Here is an 18,357-nt window from a genome sequence, read left to right as displayed (position 1 = left end):
CCGTATCTCTGCCCTGCAAGGGCTGCACCATCAAGTGTAGCCGAAGATGATGCCATCACACCAACCCGCGAGGCGTTTGCCGGTTTGTGCCCGTTCCGTCTATTCTTGGGCGTAGTGTTACATCGTGAGGAGGCAGGGATGCTGATCTGGAGCCTGGTCGTCCTCACCGCGCTCGCGTGGACCGGCGTCGTCATCTGGTATTTCAAGCGAGAGCTGCACCAGTGGGTCGACAACAAGTACGGCCCGAAGAGCATCGAAGAGAAACCGCCCCGGCAGCGACGCCGGATGTACGACTGAGACGCCGCTCAGGCCGCTAGCCGCGCCTCGATCCGGTCCCAGAGCAGGCCGGCCGTGTTGATCCCGTCGAACCTGTCGATCTCCTGCAGCCCGGTCGGCGAGGTCACGTTGATCTCGGTCAGCCAGTCGCCGATCACGTCGATACCCACGAAAATCAGCCCGCGCTCGCGCAGCATCGGTCCGATCCGCCGGCAGATCTCGTGCTCGCGCGGCGTCAGGCTCGAGCGCCCGGCCTTGCCGCCGACATGCATATTGGAGCGCGCCTCGCCCTCGGCCGGTACCCGGTTGATCGCGCCGATCGGCTCGCCGTCGGCCAGGATGATGCGCTTGTCGCCCTGCCGGACTGCTTTCTCGTAGCGCTGGATCATCAGCGGCTCGCGTGAGTGCGAGAAGAACATCTCCAGCAATGATGCCAGGTTCTGGTCGTCCTCGCGGATACGGAACACCCCGGCGCCGCCATTGCCGAACAGCGGCTTGACGATGATGTCGCGATGCTCGAGCCGGAAGTCGCGGATCGCCTGCAGGTCCCAGGTGATCAGCGTCGGGGGCATCAGGTCCGGGAAATGGGTGACCAGCAGCTTCTCCGGCGCATCGCGGACCGAGCGCGGGTCGTTCACCACCAGCGTACGGTGGCCGGTCTCGCCCTCGGCAGCGTGGATGTGCTCCAGCATGTGGGTGGCGGTGATGTAGGCCATGTCGAACGGCGGGTCCTGGCGCATCAGCACCACGTCCATCGTCGCCAGGTCGAGCACCTGCTCCTCGCCGATGCTGGCGTGCGCGCCCTGCACGCGCTGCACCGTCACCGGCCTCGCCCGCGCAGTGAGCCGCTCCTCGCGCTTCGCCCCTAGGCCGGATTTGCCCTCGCGCAGGCTCATGTTGCGTACCTCGTACACCCACAGGGAGTGGCCGCGTGCCTGGGCTTCGAGCATCAGCGCGAAGGTGGAGTCGCCGTTGATGTCGATGGCGTGGATCGGGTCCATCTGGACCGCGACCTTGAGGTGCCTGCTCATCCGTCTCGAATTCCCGTGTGGTCGGTTGCCATCATGGACCGATATGCGCCTTCAGCCAGTCCGCCACCGTCGCATGCCAGAGCAGCGAGTTGGCCGGCTTCAGCACCCAGTGGTTCTCGTCCGGGAACACCAGCAGGCGGCTTTCGATCCCGCGACGCTGCAAGGCATCGAACGCGCCGAGCCCCTGCTCGATCGGGATGCGGAAATCGTGCTGGCTGTGGATGATGAGTTGCGGCACCCGCCATGCAGCAACATGGGCGGCCGGGTTGAAGCGCTCGTAGGCGGCGGGGTCCGACCAGGGCGTGTGGTTCGGGCCGCCATGCTCCCACTCGGCGAACCAGAGCTCGTCGGTGGCAAACCCCATCATGCGGTCGTCGAACACCCCGTCATGGGTCACCAGGCACTTCCAGGGAGCGTTCCAGTTGCCGGCGATCCAGTTGACCATGAAGCCGCCGTAGCTGGCGCCAAGCGCGCAGGCACGGCTTGCATCGAGGAACGGATATTTTGCCAGCGCCGCGGTCCAGCCCTTCTGCAGATCCTCGAGCGGACGGTCGCCCCAGTGGTTCGAGATCGCGTCGGTGAAGGCCTGGCCGTATCCGGTCGAGCCGTGGAAATCGACCATGACCGATGCGTAGCCGAGGCCCGAATAAAATTGCGGGTTCCAGCGATACGACCAGTCATTGCCGAACGAGCCCTGCGGCCCGCCATGGATCAGGAACACCACCGGATATTTATGGCCTGCCTGGTAGCCGTCCGGCTTCACCACGTAGCCATGCACGGTCTCGCGGTTCCAGCCGGCGAAGCTGAACTGCTCGGAGGGCGCCATCTCCACGCCCGCCAGGCGATCGGCATCGACATGGGTGAGCTGGACCGGCATGCCGCCCGTGGCCGACAGGCGCCAGAGCTGGGCCGGGCTATCGAGCGCATCGCGCTGGAACACGATGTCGTTGCCGGCGAGTGCCGCCTGGGTCACATGGCCCAGGCCGGTGAGCGCGGTCGGCTGGCCGGATGCGACGTCGAGGGCGAACAGCTTCGACTGGCCGGTCTCCTCGGCGGTGACGAACAGGCGCTTGCCGTCCTTCGACCAGAGCAGCGTTTCGGCGGAGCGGTCCCAGCGCGGGTCGATCTCGCGGGTCTTTCCGGTGGCCAGGGTCATGACCATCACGCCGTAGCGGTCCGCCTCGAAGCCGGGACGCTTCATCGCACGGTAGGCGAGCCGGGTGCCATCGGGCGACACCACCGGTCCGGCATCCCAGGCGGGATTGGACGCGGTCAGGTCGGAGGGCGGCGCACTGCCGTCGATCGGCGAGCGGTAGATGTCGAAATTGGTGCTCCAGGGCTCGCCCTTGGCCCCGGCGCGGACCGAGAAGAACACGGTGCTGCCGTCCGGACTGACGGTGTAGTCGGTGTCGTCGCCGAACGGCTTCGACGGGGTGTCGCCATCGATGCCCTTCATCAGCGGAATCGCAGCACCGGTGGCGATCCCGGCATCATCGAGGGTCAGCGCGAACAGGTGGCTCCGGGTGCCGTCTTCCCACTCGTCCCAGTGCCGGACGAACAGCTTGTCGTAGACCACCCCGGATGCCTTGCCGGCGTGGCGGCGGTCCATTCTCGCCCTGGTGTCGTCGGCGGAGTCCGTGTCCGGAAACACCGCCATCGACAGCACGATGTGGTGGCCGTCCGGTGACAGGTGGAAGCTGCCGACATCGAGCGGTAGGTGCGTCGCCTGCACCGGCGGCCCGCCGGCGACCGGCAGGCGCCAGACCTGGTCGCTGCCACCACGGTTGGAGATCACATAGACGGCGCGGCCGTCCGCCGACCAGCGCGGCTGCCCCGCCCTGGCATCGGCACCCGCGAGCAACGATGGCGCCGCCGGACTGGCGCCGAGGCTCAGGAGCCGCACGGACGTCACGCCCTTGTTGGCGGCAAGATCGGTGCTGCGTTCCGAGAACAGGAGCTGGCTGCCGTCCGGCGAAACCTGCGGGTCGGACAGCCGGTCCAGCGAGACCAGGTCGTTCGCGGTGAACGGTCTGGCCACCGCGGAGTGCCAGGGCAGCAGCCCGCCGAGGAGAGTGGTGCCCAGCAGGGCTGCCAGCGTGATGATTCGGATCATGGGCACGCTCTTTGTCACGGATAGGTAATCGCCGTCACCTCCAGCAGTACGACGCCGCGTGGCGTGGCGAGCTTCACCTCGTCGCCGACCTGCGCACCCAGCAGGGCCCGGGCGACCGGCGCGACCAGGCTGACCTCGCCCTTTTCGAATTCGGCCTCGTCGACACCGACGATGGTGACGGTGTGGCTGGTATCAGCTTCGTCGAGGTAGGTGACCGTGGCGCCGAAGAACACCCGGTCCCGTCTTGTCTGCGCGGCCGGGTCGACGAGTTGCGCCTTGTCGATCCGCTTGCCGAGGAAGCGTGCGCGGCGGTCGATCTCGCGCAGCCGCTTTTTGCCGTACAGGTAGTCGCCATTTTCGGAACGATCGCCGTTGCCGGCAGCCCAGGATACGATCTCGACGATCCGCGGCCGCTCCTCCTTCATGAGCTGTCGCATCTCGGCCTCCATGCGGGCGAGGCCGGCCGGGGTGATGTATCGCGACACGCCGGGCGGCAGGCCCGGCAGTGCCACCTCGTCATCGTCGTCGTCCGTCGTGGGGGCGTTCATGACCGCTTCTGTCGCGCGGCCCTGGACGCAGCGTCAAGCGCGATGGGGCTTTGGAAGTAGACCTTGCCCGGGGGTTAGAAGCCGACCTTGACCGTGGCGATCGCTGCGAAGCCCTCGCCGATGAAATAGCTCGGCGCCGATCCTCCGATCGTGGTGCCGAACTTGCCCACCGTGCTGAGCGCGTTGGTCGACACCGAGTTGATGCCGCTCAGGAACTTGTTGTCGGTGAGGTTCACGAGGTTGAGCTGCAGGGTGGGCGTTTTCGCCGGACCGATATCGGGGAGCCTGACGCCGACCGCGGCACCCATCTCGTAGAAGGCGGGGATCTTCTCGTCGTTCATGAAGGTCGAATATTGTTGGCCGATATAGCGCATGTTCCAGTTCGCGAAGAGCGTTCCATCGTCGAAGTCGAGCCCGACCGCGCCGATGAAATGCGGGCTGCGTATCGCATCCTTGCCGCTGGTGGGAAGATAGTCGCCGCCGGCCTGGATGTCGTTATCGACCGAGGTATGCAGATACTGGCCGGAGACGTACGGCCGGAAATGGTGGATCGGGCGCAGGCCCGCTTCGAAATCGATACCGTCCGAGGTCTGGCCGCCGGCGTTGATATCGGTCGAGATCGAGTTGTTGGTGCCGGCGACAGCGGACGAGATCTGCCTGTTGGTAAAGTTGTAGTGGAAATAGGTGACCGACCCGACCAGCAGGTTTCCGGTGTAGCGATAGCCGAATTCCTCCGCGATCGAGAATTCATCGGCAACCCTGGTGTTGCCGCGGAATGCGACCGATCCGTCGAAACCGTACGTGTTGTAGAGGGTGGTGTTGACCGGCGAGCGGAAATTGGTCGAGACGCTGGCGAAGAGCTGGTTATGCACGTCGAGCTGGTAATGCGCGGAAATCGCAGGGAGCGGCTGGGCGTCGTTGATGATGGCCTTATATTGCGGCCCGGGCAGCATGTTGGTGCCGTCCCGCCTGATGATCGCCTCCTTGAAACCGGCATCGATCTTGAGCCGGTTGTTGAACAACCCGAACTCGTCACCCAGGAACAAGGTGTTGATGGTCGTGACGGTCTGGATGTCCTGCCCCAGATAGGGCCGGCCATCGGCGAGCTTGACGATTTCCTGGTCACCCCAGATGCTCGACGGCTCGCCCTTCAGGCTGACCGGGCTGAAGGTTTGATAATCATGATCGTTTGAGTAGTCGAACCACCAGCCGGCATAGAGCCGGTTGTTGCCGACCTGGTAGTTCAGTTTGGTGCTCAGGCCGCTGCGATACTGATTGTCCTGGAACGCCAGCAGCACCGGTGCCGAACCATCCTGCGCGTTCGCCAGATTCAGGCTCTGGTTGACCGGCTCGGTACCGAGGAGATTTCCATCGGTTGGAAGCGGGATCGCGATCGTGCCGTTTCCGTAACCATGCCACATATAGGGCGTCACATCCGCGGTCAGCCGGTTGGTCAGCCGGAAATGCATCGGCGCCGACATCTCGAAATTATGATAGGGGTTGCGGTTCAGTTTCCAGTAGTTGGTGTCGCCGTAAGTATAGGTCCCGTCGAAGTTGAACGAGCGGCCCTGTGCGCCCCATTGTGCCAGGGTCGGGCTGGTGTAGCTGTTCTGCACAGCCGACTGATACGCGCCGACCAGGGCAACGCGGTTGCCTTCGCCCCACTCCTTCACGAGCTTCCAGTCCGTATGGAGCCTGTCGTCGGGACCGCCCGGACCGCGCCAGGACCGATCGTGCTGGTTGGAGATCGAAACGAACGCCTTGATGCCGCTGTTGCCGATCAGTCCGGTATCGACGCGGGCGAACTCACGGTTGTACTTGTAGCTGCCATAGCCATAGTCGATCAGGCCGCCGAACTTGTCGGTCGGATCGCGGTCATGGAAGGTGAACAGGCCGCCGGAGCCATTGATGGTCGGCGTATCGATGTTGGACGAGCCCTGCTGCAGGGTAAGCTCGTCCAGGTTCTCGGTATCGGCGAACTCGGAGGGATAGGTGGTATAGACGCCGACATCCGCAATCGGCATGCCTTCCCATATGAACGCCATTTCTGTGTTGTCGAGACCGCGCAACGACAGCGAGCCACCGGACAGGCCCCACGGATCGACTTCGGCGACATTCGCCCCCGGCAGCAATTGCACCAGCATGAACGGGCTCGATGCAGGCGCCTGCTTGAGGATATAGTCCTTGGTCACCGTACTGATCGATTTCGGCGCGACCTGGATCTTGATCAGCCCGCCGCCTGGCTGCAGGCCGGTGACCCCGTCCGCCGTCTTGTGACCGGCATTGCCGATGACGGTAACCGCCTCGGCTGGCCCGGCCGGCGTCGCCTGGGCCAGCGCGGAGTCCGCAAGACCGGCAACCGCCGTTGTCGAGAGAGCCGTTCCGCAGAGAAGCATAGCAGTCGCGAAGCGCACGGTCATGAGGCGGACATCCTGGCTGCTGTTCGTCGCATCCAGAGAATGCAACGGCAGTGCCAGGATCACGGCCGACTTGTTGCAACACGAGAATTATTGGCGAACCGTGTCTGTATTGCGACAGCACCGGTGCTTCGGCACTCAGAGCCTGGCCAGCGAGAATTCAGTGACGCCGGTCAGCGTTTCGCCGGGTTGCAGGATCGCCAGGCCGCGATCCGGTATGTCCGGGCGGTTGATCGCGTCGGTCATGTTGCTGGCAGGCTCGGCTGCGATGTAGGGCCGTCCGGGCGGCGTGTAGACCACCAGGTGGTCGAACGGCGACGCCGCACTCATCGTCAGCGACAGGCCGCGGACCGGCCAGCGCAGGAACACCGACCCGCCCCAGCCTGCATAGCAATTATCCAGCGCGGCGCCCTCCACTGCACGCATCGGCGCGAAGCTCCAGTCGCCTTCGACCGCCAGTCGTTCCGCCGGTAGCGAGTCCTGTCCCACCTCCCACACGCTTGCCGCGCTGAAGCCGATCTCGAGGTCGGTCCCGCGCGGATAGAACGGATGGAAACCGAGGCCGACAGGCTGTGCACGATGGTCGGTGTTCCGCACGCGGATGGTGACGGTGAGCCCGTCGTCACGAAGTGCGTAGTCGATCTCGGCATGGTAGCAGAACGGCCATTGCCCGGGCGGATCGCGTGGGGGCGCGTGGTCCAGTGAAAGCGTCGCCTGCGCGGGACCCTGCGATACCACGTCCCATGCGCGCTCCCAGGCGTTGCCGTGGATCGCATGCGGCTCGCCGCCGAAATTCCGGTCGAGCTGGAACTGCTCGCCCTCGAACTCGAAGCGGCCGTTCGCAATGCGGTTGGAGAACGGGATCAACGGGTATGCCGCTACCGCCTGGCCTTTCTGGGCGACGAGATTCGGGTCGATCACCGGGTGCAGCACATCCTTGCCCTCGCGGATCCAGAACCCCACGGCGCCGCCGATATCCGGCCTCAGGCCGAGTACGCTCTGGCCGGCTTTCAGTTCGAGCATCGTTAGTCTCCTTTGGTCGAGGCCCATCCGGCCTACAACGATTACAGCCGGACCCTATTCACCCGGCGTCGGGAGCGCCGGCCAGTTCGAAGCTTCCTTCCATGACCGGCACGCATGTTCCGCCCACATGCACACGTACGATCTCGCCATGCCGCTTGATCACGCGCGCCTGCAGCAGGCTCGGCCGGCCCATATCGACCCCCTGCCCGACCGTCAGCGAGAGATCGAGGTCCGCGTCGGGGAGCAGCGCCGCCTGCAGGCCCGCCATCGCGCAGGTGGCACTGCCGGTTGCAGGATCCTCCTCGATGCCGTCGGCCGGTGCGAACATCCGGGCCTGCACCTGCGTGTCGCCATCGGACGGCCGGATGTCGCGCGTGTAGAGATAGATCCCGTCGACGTCGTGCGATGGCAGGGTGCCGGCCATGACCGCGTGATCGGCCCTGGCGCGACGCAGCGCATCGCGGCTGCGCAATTCGACGACCAGGAACGGCAGCCCGGTCGAGGCGATCCCGGGCTGGTGCCGCTCGGTCGCGACATCCTCCGGACGGAGCGACAGGCAGGCGGCCGCCAGGGCCGGATCGACATGCCCGCGCCGGCTGAACGGCTCCGGGGCCGTCAGCTCCGCGCCGATGACCTCCGGACCTTCCCGCAGCAGGCGGATCGCCACCAGCCCGGCCCGCTCCTCGAACAGCAATGCACCGGACGGCACCGGCCGAAGCCGCCCCAAGACGAAGCCGGTCCCGACGTTCGGATGGCCGGCAAACGGAAGTTCCTGGCCCGGCGTGAAGATGCGCACCCAGGCATCGTTGCCCGGATCCTGCGGCGGCAGTACGAAGCTAGTCTCGGAATAGTTGAATTCGCGTGCGATCGACTGCATCTGCGCGGTCGACAGGCCCTCCGCATCGAGCACGACCGCCAGCGGATTGCCGCCGAACAACCGGTCGGTGAACACATCGACCGTGATATAACGCCGCTTCATCATCGCACCCGTACAGACACAGATTAGGCGATCGTGAACCCAAACGTGGTTCCGGCCTACACTCGACGTGAACGACAGGGGGACCATCTATGGTCTGGACAACACCAGTGCGCCTGGCCGGGCGGCATGTGACGCTGCTGCCGCTCGAGCACGAGCACCATGACGGGCTGGTCGAGGCGGCCCGGGATGGCATGCTGTGGCGGCTCTGGTTCACCAGCGTGCCCAACCCGGACGAGATGGCGGACGACATCGCGACCCGGCTGGCCTGGCGCGACCAGGGCATCATGCTGCCGTTCACAGTGACCGAAACCGATACCGGAGCGATCGTCGGCATGACCAGCTTCGGCCGCATCGATCCGATCGTGCGCCGGATGGAGATCGGGTGGACCTGGTACGCCGAACGGGTGCAGCGCACCGCGCTCAACACCGAGGCGAAGCGCCTGATGCTGACGCACGCCTTCGAGACGCTGGACTGTGTTGCCGTAGAGCTGCGCACGCATTTCATGAATTATCGCAGCCGGCGCGCGATCGAGCGGCTCGGCGCGAAACTCGACGGGGTGCTGCGCCACAACGTGCGGACCAGGGACGGCACCCTGCGCGACAGTTGCTCCTACAGCATCATCGCCGCGGAGTGGCCGGCAGTGCGGTCGCACCTCGCTTGGGAGCTGGAGCGCCCGCGCTGAAGGGGTGTCCTAGAGCTCCCCGGTCATGAACTGCGCCCGGCCGAAGCCGAAACTCCAATCCTCCCTGGCGTTCGTCATGCAGGACACCATGACGTCCTCGGGCGCGACCCCGCAGCGTTCGCCGAGCTTCCGGGTCAGCAGCCGATAGAAATCCTGCTTCATCTCCGGCGTGCGCGGGCTGGTGAACATCTGCACGACGATCGCATCCGCACTGCGCTCGAAACCGAGACCGGTATCCTGGAGGATCATGCGGCCAGGCTTGTGCTCGGTGACGATCTGGTAGCGGTCGCGGGCCGGAACCGCGAAGGCTTCCACCACGGCCTCGTGCGCGGCGTCCAGCAGGGTCTGGAGTTCGAGATCGGTACGGCCTTCGAGCAGGTCGAAACGGAGCAACGGCATAGGACAGGACCCTAAGTGGCAAGGATGGCTAGCATCGCACCGTTCCGGGTTCACGCCGAGCGTTTCACGACTGGACAGACCAGAGCCGGCCAGCTACCAAACGCAACAGTATAACATTGCGTATGAGGCCCAGATGCACTGCCGACTATTTTCCAGCAGTATCCTGGCATGCCTCTGCGTGGCCGGCGGCGCCGTTCAACAGGCGCTGGCGCAGCCGGATGTTCCGCCGCTGAGCCGGGATTTCAAGACACAAGCGCCAACGCCGGGGATCAACGATCCGGTCGAGACGGTCACTGTCCGGCTCGATCGTGCCCGGTCCGGGCTGCAGCCGAGCCTCGGCGCGGAAGTCTATCGCTTCGGTCGCGGCGCGCTGGCGACGATCCCCCAGGGCGACAATACCCCGCTCAACCAGGTACTGCTCCAGGCGCCCGGCGTGGCGCAGGACAGCTACGGGCAGATCCATGTGCGCGGCGACCATAACGAGGTGCAGTTCCGCCTCGACGGGGTGCAGCTTCCGGAGGGTCTGGCGGTGTTCGGGCAGAGCCTGCAGACGCGGTTCGCGCACGACCTGTCGCTGACCACCGGCGCGCTCCCCGCCCAGTACGGCTTCCTGCAGGCGGCGGTCATCAACATCGACACCAAGAGCGGGATCACCGATCCCGGCGGTGAGATCTCGGTCTATGGCGGCGCCCGCGACTATTTCCAGCCATCGGCCGCCTATGGCGGATCGTCGGGGCGCTGGGACTGGTTCGTGACTGCGGACGTCCTGCACAACCGCATCGGCATCGAGAACTCGACCGGTGCATTCAATGCCATCCACGATCTGAGCAACCAGTATCACGGCATCGGCAAGCTGAGTTTCACCGCCGACGCGAACACCCGTGTCAGCCTGATTGCCGGCGTATCCAATGCGCAATACCAGATTCCCAACAATCCGGCGCAGGTCCCCGGGCTCGGATTATCGGTGAATGGAACCACCGACTATGCCAGCCGGGACCTGACCGAGCACCAGCGCGAGATCACCGATTTCGCGATCCTGTCCCTGCAGAAGCAGATCGGCGCGCTCGACCTGCAGAGCTCGGTCTTCACCCGCTACAGCAGCCTGTACTACACGCCCGATCCGGTCGGTGACCTGCTGTACGACGGCATCGCGCTGACCGCCGCGCGATCGGTGATGTCGACGGGAACCCAGACCGATGCGAGCTGGCGCATCAACAACCAGCATACGTTGCGCGCCGGGTTCCAGCTGTTCGTCGAGCGCAACGTGTCCAGCACGAATTCCGTGGTGTCGCCACAAGTCGGCGAGGACGGGTCCGGCAATCCGATGTTTGGCGACCAGCCGATCTCGCTGCAGAGCGGCCAGGGCAAGACGGGAATGGTCTATGGCCTGTATGTTCAGGACGAGTGGCGGATCCTGCCGCGCGTGACGATCAACACCGGACTGCGCTTCGACGGCGTCAGCGAATACATCGCCGACCACGCGTTCGGTCCGCGCGTGAACGTCGTCTGGCGCCCGACCGATACGACGACGCTGCATGTGGGTTACGCGCGCTATTTCACGCCGCCGCCGTTCGAGCAGCTGACCAGCAACAATCTGGGCGCGTTCGCCGGCACCAGTGCGGCACCGGCGCAGACCCTGAACGACAAGGTGCAGGCGGAGCGCGACAACTACTACGATGCCGGCATCGACCAGATCGTGCTGCCGGGGCTGCATGTCGGCGTGGATGCCTACTACAAGCAGGCGAGCAACCTGATCGACGAGGGCCAGTTCGGCGCGCCGATCATCCTGTCCGCCTTCAACTACGCACGTGGGGAAGTGCACGGATACGAGGCGACCGCATCGTACGACAAGGGGCCGCTCTCGCTGTATGGCAGCGTCGCCTGGTCGCGGGCGATCGGCAAGGATCTCACCTCGTCGCAGTTCAACTTCAGCGAGGCCGATGTTTCCTACATCAAGAACCGCTGGGTGCATCTCGACCATGACCAGCGCTGGACCGGATCGGCCGGTGCGGCCTATTCGTTCCTGCACGGCTCGAATCATCCGCTGCGGGCATCGGTCGATCTCGTCGTCGGCTCCGGCCTGCGTGCCGACGGCGATGTTCCGAACGGACGCGCCCTGCCCGGCTATTACGTGATCAACACCTCGTTCGTGCAGACCTTCAAGCGGCTGGTGTTGCGCGGCACCGAGATACGGCTCGATATCCTGAACCTGCTCGATCGCCGCTACCTCATTCGCGACGGCAGCGGCATCGGCGTCGGAGCCCCGCAATACGGCCTACGCCGGACCATCCTGGGCGGCATCACCCAGCGCTTCTAACAAGCGGCTTCCAAAGGCAAGCCTTTGGCGGGGTCCAGGGGCAGCGCCCTTGGTCTTCAACCCCGCCGCTTGCCCCGTCGCTGCGACGGATCATACCCGCCACCGCCCGGACCGAGCGGCTCGGGCGTCCGAGACTTGGCGACCTTGCCGCCGCGTGAAGCCGGCGACGGCGGTGGCGGCTCGAGTCCGAGATCGAGCGCCTCCAGCCGCTTGAGCTCGTCGCGCAGGCGGGCCGCGGTCTCGAATTCCAAATCGGCGGCGGCGGCGCGCATGCGCTTCTCGATATCCACGATCGCCGCCTTCAGGTCCTTGCCGACCATGTCGGTGATGCCGCCATCCTTGATCGGCGACACCGTCACGTAGTCCTGCTCGAATACCGACTTGATCGCGTCGCCGATATGCGTGCGTACCGAATGCGGCGTGATGCCGTGCGCGGTGTTCCAGTCGGATTGCCGGGTGCGCCGGCGATCGGTTTCCTCGATCGCGTATTTCAGGCTGTCGGTCATGCGGTCGGCGTACAGCAGCACGCGCCCGTCGATGTTGCGGGCGGCGCGGCCGATGGTCTGGATCAGCGAGGTGCGCGAGCGGAGAAACCCTTCCTTGTCGGCATCCAGGATCGCCACGAGCTGGCACTCGGGAATATCCAGGCCCTCGCGCAGCAGGTTGATGCCGATCAGCACGTCGAATGCGCCGAGACGCAGGTCGCGAATGATCTCGATGCGCTCGAGCGTGTCGACGTCCGAGTGCAGGTAGCGGACCTTGATGCCCGCCTCGGTCATGTATTCGGTGAGGTCCTCGGCCATGCGCTTGGTCAGCGTGGTGACCAGGATACGGCCGCCGCGGCCGATCACGATCCGGCATTCGGCCAGGAGATCGTCGACCTGGTGCTCGACCGGGCGGATCTCGGTGACCGGATCGATCAGCCCGGTCGGCCGGATCACCTGTTCGGCGAACACGCCTTCGACGCGATCCATCTCCCACGGGCCGGGCGTGGCGCTCACATGGATGGTCTGCGGCCGGAAGCGCTCCCACTCGTCGAAGCGCAACGGACGGTTATCCAGGCACGAGGGAAGCCGGAACCCGAACTCGGACAGGATCGATTTGCGTGCAAAGTCTCCGCGCTCCATGCCGCCGATCTGCGGCACGGTCACATGGCTTTCGTCCACGATCAGCAAGGCGTCCTCGGGGAGGTATTCGAACAGGGTCGGCGGCGGATCGCCGGGCTTGCGGCCGGACAGATAGCGCGAGTAGTTCTCGATTCCTTTGCAGGCGCCCGTGGTCTCGATCATTTCGAGATCGAAGGTGCAGCGCTGCTGCAGCCGCTCGGCCTCGAGCAGCTTGCCGTTCGCGGTGAACTCGATCAGCCGTTCGCGCAGCTCCTGCTTGATCAGGATGGTGGCCTGGTTCAGCGTCGGACGCGGCGTGACGTAATGGCTGTTGGCGTAGACGTGCACCTCCTCGAGGTCGGCGGTCTTTTCGCCCGTCAGCGGGTCGAACTCGATGATGCTTTCGATCTCGTCCCCGAACAGCATGATCCGCCAGGCGCGGTCTTCGTTCTGCACCGGGAACACATCGACGGTCTCGCCGCGCACGCGGAAGGTGCCGCGCTGGAACGAGGCGTCGTTGCGCCGGTATTGCTGCTCGACCAGCGCCTTGACCAGCGTGTCGCGCGCGATCGCGCCGCCGACCTGCATCTTGACCACCATGCGGGAGTAGGTCTCGACCGAACCGATACCGTAGATGCAGGACACCGAGGCCACGATGATGACGTCGTTGCGCTCGAGCAGCGCCTGGGTCGCCGCGTGGCGCATCCGGTCGATCTGCTCGTTGATCGCGCTGTCCTTCTCGATATAGGTATCGGAGCGCGGCACGTAGGCTTCGGGCTGGTAGTAGTCGTAGTAGCTGACGAAATACTCGACCGCGTTCTCCGGAAAGAACTGCTTCATCTCGCCATAGAGCTGGGCCGCCAGCGTCTTGTTCGGCGCCAGGATCAGGGTCGGCTTCTGCACCGCCTCGATCACCTTGGCCATGGTAAAGGTCTTGCCGGACCCGGTGACGCCAAGCAGCACCTGGTCGCGCTCGCCCGACTGCACGCCAGCCACCAGCTCGCGGATCGCCGTCGGCTGGTCGCCGGCCGGCTCATAGGGAGAAACCACCTTCAGCTGGCGCAGCTTCGGCTTGGCCGCCTGCCGGTCCGGCTCGAACTGGTTGGCCGGATCGATCGCCGGACGAGCCGGCCGCTCGGGCTTGCGGGAAGGCTTCTTCTGGAGCGTCACTGACATGGGCTGAAGGTGGCGATCGGGATCGCCCAAGGCAAGGAGATCCGGGCAGGTGACGATCGATCCGGATGCCGGAATACTGCTGGTGGCGGTGCGCGCTCAGCCCCGCGCCAGGCGGCCGGCGGTTGCCGGCGGCACGGCGGATGCGAACGGCCGGATACGCCTGCGGGTCGCGGTAACGGCACCGGCGGAGGATGGCCGCGCGACGAGAGCGGTCTGCGACGCCGTCGCGGAGGCCTTCGGGGTCGCCGCCAGCAGGGTCAGCCTGCACAGCGGCGGCACGTCACGGGAAAAACTGCTGCGGATCGAGGGTGATCGCGAAACCCTGGCGGCACGGCTGCAGGTGTTGCTGGCGGGCTGACACCGGCCGCCGGACCAGCCTCCCGCGCACCTCAACAGGTCGAAAGCGGTGGCGTCCCGGCCGGCCGGCTCACCTCCGGCGTGCGGCTGCCGGCCCAGGTAAGGCGCCACAGGCTGCCCTGGCGGAGGTTCTGCACCAGGCTGGGACGGAAGGCGGCGAGGCAGGTGCCGCCTGCATATCGCACCGACGGGTAGATCAATCCGTTGCTGCCCTGCTGCCGCAGCTGTCGCGCCAGCACCTGTCCGGACGGATAGGCCAGCGCCACATCTGGACCGAGATAAGGCTGCGTGCCGAGCGACGGCTCGGTGAGGTCGTGGAAAGGGCCGATGAAGTCGGCGATCATCTCGGCATAGTCGGTGACGTTGTCGTAGCGGCCGATGGCGTCGAGCTCGCGGGTCAGGTGGTAGGTCACTTCCCCCAGCGACGTCGCGACATCGAAGCCGCAATACCAGGCGCCGCGCAGCCCGTCGTTGAAGCGGTTGCCGCCGGGCCGGACATGGGTGAAGGCGGCGTTGACGAAGCTGTCGTTGGGCCGGCCGAACACCAGTTCGCGCGGATCGAGGTCGGGCATGCCGCTGCCCGAGGCCTGGATGCGGCTGTTGGTGACGCCCTCGAGGGCGGCCAGTTCCTGCAGCGCCTGGTCGGTCGCGGCCAGGGGTGCCAGCACCGGCGGTTTGAGCCGGCCACTCGGGATAAGCCGGATGGTGTCGAAACAGGCGATATTGGTGAGCTTCGGCGAGGCCGCAACGTCGAGCGCCTCCAAATCGGGTGCCGCCGGCTGAGCTTCCGCCATAAGCTAGAGGCCCCCGCGCAGGGCATCGATATGGAACCGTATTTCCAGCAGCCCCGGGATGCCGCGTTCGATCGCGATCTCGATGGGCGTGCGGCCGCCGAACAGCGGCCCGCGGTTCGGCAGCCGGATCCAGTCGTCTGCCAGCGTCTCGGAAAACAGCAGCCGCAATCCCTTGAATATCCCGACCAGGACGCTGATCCGGGTCAGCATGTCCTGCGACAGGCGCAGGGTCCGGTCGGCCCTGAAATCCTGCTTCTTGAGGCGGAACCAGCTGCGCTCGGACATGTCGCCCAGCAACAGGCAGGTCTCCTCGGTGGAGAGCCGCCAGAGGTCGGACAGCCGGATGACCCCGTCGAGTGCCGCCGGCGTCAGGCGGAGCCGCGTCGCCGGGTCGGACAGGTTGAGACTGGCCTCGCTGACGAACGGATTAACTGGAATACGGTCGATGACGGTGCGCATCATGCCTCCTGGCAGTCTATATGCTGCCAAACGGCAGAAGTTGCAAGGATCGGTGCCGTGCATTGCCTAGCTTGACTGTCCCCAGGCGGCTGCGCACATGAGGATGCATGGAAACAGCATCCCCGGAGCCGTACGTCGTTCCCGAAGAGCCCAGTGCCGCCTTGGCCATCTCGGCCATCGCCGAGGAGCTCGATGTGTTCGACGACTGGATGGAACGCTATCAGTACATCATCGAGCTTGGCCGGAAGCTGCCTCCCTTCCCCGAGGCATGGGCCAACGACGCGCATCGCGTTCCAGGCTGCCAGAGCCAGGTCTGGATGGAATCGGAGCTGATCGACGGCCGCATCCGGTTCGCCGGCGCGTCCGATGCGGCCATCGTCTCCGGACTGGTGGCGCTGCTGCTGCGTGTCTATTCGGGCCGCGGCCCGGAAGAGATCCTCGCGACCGACCCGGTGTTCCTGAAGGAGCTCGGCCTGCTGGAGGCGCTGTCGACCAACCGCGGCAACGGCATCGCCTCGATGGCGCGGGCAGTGCAGCGGGCAGCGCATGCCGCGACGGATAACCAGGCCTAGCCAACTGCCGCCGACGCGTATCCCGTTTCGAGACACGCGAACTCCGTAGCACCAGCACGCTGGCGACCAGCCGCCGCGGACTGACGTCAGCCGTCCAGACTTACGACTGACGCTTGACCAATATCTGCCGACAATATATCTGCCTCTGCAGACAGTGTGGTAGAAGATAAATGGTCGTGATGACGGTTGAAGATTGCATCGGAGGCCGCTCGCCCGGCCGGATCCTGCGCCGCATCAACAAACTGATGCTGGCACGGGTCGAGGCACGATTCGCCGACGGGGATTTCGGTTTCACGCCATGGCTGGCGCTGAAGCACCTGCATGATGGCGTCGTCGCCACTGCGGGCGAGCTGGCACGCGAAATCCAGATGACCACCGGCGCGACCACGCGTCTGATCGATGGTCTCGAGGCGCTCGACCTGGTGGTGCGCGATCGCGGCTCCGCCGACCGGCGCGTAGTGCGTCTGACGCTGACCGAGGCAGGGACTGCCAAGTATCTGGATCGGATATCCGTTCTGGTAACCGCCTGGAACGAGATACTGGTCGATTTCGAACGGGACGAGGTGGATCAGCTGGTCCAGTTGCTGACCAAGCTGATGCACTCGTTCGAGCGTCATGCCCTGCCGCAAACGGAACTGCAGCCCGAGCAAGCCGAGTGATCCCCTCCAGGATCCTGCCGATTTCCGCTGCGCTGTTGCTGGCCGGGTGCGCGGGCATGTCCCATTCCCTGCCGCAGGTCGCGCAACTGAAGGGCGGCGCCCTCGGTCTCGACAGCCGGTCCGTCTCGATCGATGCAAAATGGTGGACCGAGTTCGGCGATCCGCAACTCGATCGCCTGGTCGAAGCCGGACTTGCGGGCAACCCGACGCTGGACAGCGCGCTCGCCCGGGTGCGTTCGGCCGAGGCTGCCGTCTCGGTGCAGCATGCGGGCCAGTTGCCGCAGGTGAGCGCCGACGGGCAGGTGCTCGACGAGCGGTTCAGCGAGAGATACATCATCCCGCCGCCGTATGGGGGCACGACACAATGGGTGCCGACCGCACAGGTCAATTTCAGCTGGGATATCGACCTGTTCGGTCGCCAGCGTGCGTTGCTGGCACAGGCACGTTCGCAAGCGGATGCCGCAAGGCTGGACACGGCGGCCGCGCGCCTGACCATTTCCACGTCGGTGGCGCAGGCCTATGTGGGCCTTGCCCAGGCGTACGAGCAGGTCCGGGTCGCAGAGAGTTTCGTTTCGACCCGGCAACGCGCACTCGCCTATACCGAAGCGCAGTTCCACAGCCAGCTCGCCAGCCAGTTTGACCTCAGTACGGCAGAGACGTTGCTGGCGGTGGCGCAACGGGCGGGAGTGCTTGCACGGACACAGCGCGACGTGCTGGTCCATGCGTTGGCCAGGCTGGTCGGCCGGGGCGCCGATTTCTATGCGTCCGTCACCCCGCCGACGCTGTCGCTCGACCGGCCGCCGCCGGTTCCGGATCTGCTCCCGGCGGATCTGCTCGGACGCAGGCCGGATCTGCTGGCTGGCCAGGACCGGATCGATGCCGCCCTGTCCGGCCGGCGGGTGGCTCGGGCAGACTTCCTGCCCGACATCAACCTGCAGGGGCTGGTCGGCCTGTCTGCACTGGGGCTCGGTCCGTTCTTCGGGCCCGCCGCGGCCACCTTCGGCGGCGGCGGCGCGATCCATGTGCCGATCTTCGAGGGCGGCAAGCTACGGGCACGATATCGTGGCGCCACCGCCGACCTCGACCAGGCCGTCGCCGATTATAATTCCAGCGTGCTGGACGCAGTACGCGGCACCGCGGATGCGCTGACCCAGGTCCGGTCGGCCGATGCCGACCTGGCCCAGCAGGACCAGGTGGTCGCCGGCCTGCGCGACACGGTGCGACTGAACCAGGTGCGCATCACCACCGGGCTCGGATCCAGGCTCGACGCCATCGATAGCGGCTTTCGCCTGCTGGAGGCCGAGCAGACGCTGGTCGATCTCCAGGCGAACACGCTGACCCGCCGTGTGCAGTTGATCGCGGCACTGGGCGGCGGCTTCAGACCTCCCCGCGCAACCGCTCCGGCGCACGCGGCGCAGCAGCACTCATGACCGAAGCCGGACATCCCC

17 protein-coding genes are annotated in these 18,357 nt (G+C 65.7%); 7 read left to right on the top strand and 10 right to left on the bottom strand.

Annotated elements, in window-relative coordinates:
• The first annotated feature begins 138 nt into the window (after nt 1–138).
• Nucleotides 139–297, top strand: a complete 159-nt coding sequence (locus HN018_RS06340; protein ID WP_171834699.1) for a hypothetical protein — start codon at nt 139–141, stop codon at nt 295–297.
• Nucleotides 298–305: 8 nt separating this feature from the next.
• Here HN018_RS06340 and gshB read toward each other — a convergent pair whose 3' ends face one another.
• The 6 genes from gshB to HN018_RS06310 form a co-directional block, all read right to left on the bottom strand.
• On the bottom strand, nt 306–1,307 hold the full coding sequence (gshB, locus tag HN018_RS06335) for a glutathione synthase (RefSeq protein WP_171834698.1): 1,002 nt from the start codon (nt 1,305–1,307) through the stop codon (nt 306–308).
• A 31-nt stretch (nt 1,308–1,338) separates the two neighbouring features.
• A complete protein-coding gene (locus HN018_RS06330; protein ID WP_171834697.1) occupies nt 1,339–3,420 on the bottom strand; it encodes an alpha/beta hydrolase family protein in 2,082 nt (693 codons plus the stop codon).
• A gap of 14 nt (nt 3,421–3,434) precedes the next feature.
• Nucleotides 3,435–3,968: a transcription elongation factor GreB gene (greB, locus tag HN018_RS06325; RefSeq protein WP_171834696.1), complete on the bottom strand. Its 534-nt coding sequence runs from the start codon at nt 3,966–3,968 to the stop codon at nt 3,435–3,437.
• A gap of 74 nt (nt 3,969–4,042) precedes the next feature.
• Nucleotides 4,043–6,388, bottom strand: a complete 2,346-nt coding sequence (locus HN018_RS06320; protein WP_171834695.1) for a TonB-dependent receptor — start codon at nt 6,386–6,388, stop codon at nt 4,043–4,045.
• A 135-nt stretch (nt 6,389–6,523) separates the two neighbouring features.
• Nucleotides 6,524–7,408 carry an aldose 1-epimerase gene (locus tag HN018_RS06315; protein ID WP_171834694.1) on the bottom strand — a complete coding sequence of 295 codons (885 nt, stop codon included), beginning with the start codon at nt 7,406–7,408 and terminating at the stop codon, nt 6,524–6,526.
• Nucleotides 7,409–7,466: 58 nt separating this feature from the next.
• Nucleotides 7,467–8,390: a PhzF family phenazine biosynthesis protein gene (locus HN018_RS06310; protein WP_239479060.1), complete on the bottom strand. Its 924-nt coding sequence runs from the start codon at nt 8,388–8,390 to the stop codon at nt 7,467–7,469.
• Nucleotides 8,391–8,494: 104 nt separating this feature from the next.
• On the opposite strand from HN018_RS06310, the gene HN018_RS06305 reads away from it, so the two are divergent.
• Nucleotides 8,495–9,070 (top strand): GNAT family N-acetyltransferase, encoded by a 576-nt coding sequence (locus HN018_RS06305; RefSeq protein WP_239479059.1) that lies wholly within the window; start codon nt 8,495–8,497, stop codon nt 9,068–9,070.
• Between the two features lie 9 nt (nt 9,071–9,079).
• On the opposite strand, the gene HN018_RS06300 is transcribed toward HN018_RS06305, so the two are convergent.
• Nucleotides 9,080–9,469, bottom strand: a complete 390-nt coding sequence (locus HN018_RS06300) for a tautomerase family protein (RefSeq protein ID WP_171834692.1) — start codon at nt 9,467–9,469, stop codon at nt 9,080–9,082.
• A 133-nt stretch (nt 9,470–9,602) separates the two neighbouring features.
• Here HN018_RS06300 and HN018_RS06295 point away from each other — a divergent pair, with 133 nt between their 5' ends.
• A complete protein-coding gene (locus tag HN018_RS06295) occupies nt 9,603–11,786 on the top strand; it encodes a TonB-dependent receptor (RefSeq protein WP_171834691.1) in 2,184 nt (727 codons plus the stop codon).
• A 56-nt stretch (nt 11,787–11,842) separates the two neighbouring features.
• Here the strand turns inward: HN018_RS06295 and uvrB are convergent, their stop codons facing one another.
• On the bottom strand, nt 11,843–14,068 hold the full coding sequence (gene uvrB / locus HN018_RS06290) for an excinuclease ABC subunit UvrB (RefSeq protein ID WP_171834690.1): 2,226 nt from the start codon (nt 14,066–14,068) through the stop codon (nt 11,843–11,845).
• A gap of 49 nt (nt 14,069–14,117) precedes the next feature.
• Between uvrB and HN018_RS06285 the strand changes: the two genes are divergently transcribed.
• A complete protein-coding gene (locus HN018_RS06285) occupies nt 14,118–14,426 on the top strand; it encodes a DUF167 domain-containing protein (RefSeq protein WP_204259692.1) in 309 nt (102 codons plus the stop codon).
• A gap of 31 nt (nt 14,427–14,457) precedes the next feature.
• Here the strand turns inward: HN018_RS06285 and HN018_RS06280 are convergent, their stop codons facing one another.
• Together HN018_RS06280 and HN018_RS06275 are read right to left on the bottom strand one after the other, a co-directional pair.
• Nucleotides 14,458–15,219, bottom strand: a complete 762-nt coding sequence (locus tag HN018_RS06280) for an RES family NAD+ phosphorylase (protein WP_171834689.1) — start codon at nt 15,217–15,219, stop codon at nt 14,458–14,460.
• A 3-nt stretch (nt 15,220–15,222) separates the two neighbouring features.
• Nucleotides 15,223–15,681 (bottom strand): antitoxin Xre/MbcA/ParS toxin-binding domain-containing protein, encoded by a 459-nt coding sequence (locus tag HN018_RS06275; protein WP_204259691.1) that lies wholly within the window; start codon nt 15,679–15,681, stop codon nt 15,223–15,225.
• 104 nt (nt 15,682–15,785) lie between these two features.
• Here HN018_RS06275 and HN018_RS06270 point away from each other — a divergent pair, with 104 nt between their 5' ends.
• From HN018_RS06270 to HN018_RS06260, 3 genes are all read left to right on the top strand, one after another.
• The gene (locus HN018_RS06270; protein WP_171834688.1) at nt 15,786–16,250 is read left to right on the top strand and encodes a SufE family protein; all 465 of its coding nucleotides are present in this window, start codon (nt 15,786–15,788) and stop codon (nt 16,248–16,250) included.
• A gap of 179 nt (nt 16,251–16,429) precedes the next feature.
• Nucleotides 16,430–16,909 carry a MarR family winged helix-turn-helix transcriptional regulator gene (locus HN018_RS06265; protein WP_204259690.1) on the top strand — a complete coding sequence of 160 codons (480 nt, stop codon included), beginning with the start codon at nt 16,430–16,432 and terminating at the stop codon, nt 16,907–16,909.
• The gene (locus HN018_RS06260; RefSeq protein WP_204259689.1) at nt 16,906–18,339 is read left to right on the top strand and encodes an efflux transporter outer membrane subunit; all 1,434 of its coding nucleotides are present in this window, start codon (nt 16,906–16,908) and stop codon (nt 18,337–18,339) included. The genes HN018_RS06265 and HN018_RS06260 overlap by 4 nt, the downstream gene beginning before the upstream one ends.
• Nucleotides 18,340–18,357: the final 18 nt, after the last annotated feature.

The sequence above is a fragment of the Lichenicola cladoniae genome (genome assembly GCF_013201075.1).
Classification (GTDB): domain Bacteria; phylum Pseudomonadota; class Alphaproteobacteria; order Acetobacterales; family Acetobacteraceae; genus Lichenicola; species Lichenicola cladoniae.
The sequence above is the reverse complement of the archived record's forward strand: the minus strand, read 5'-3'. Positions and strand labels throughout refer to the sequence as shown.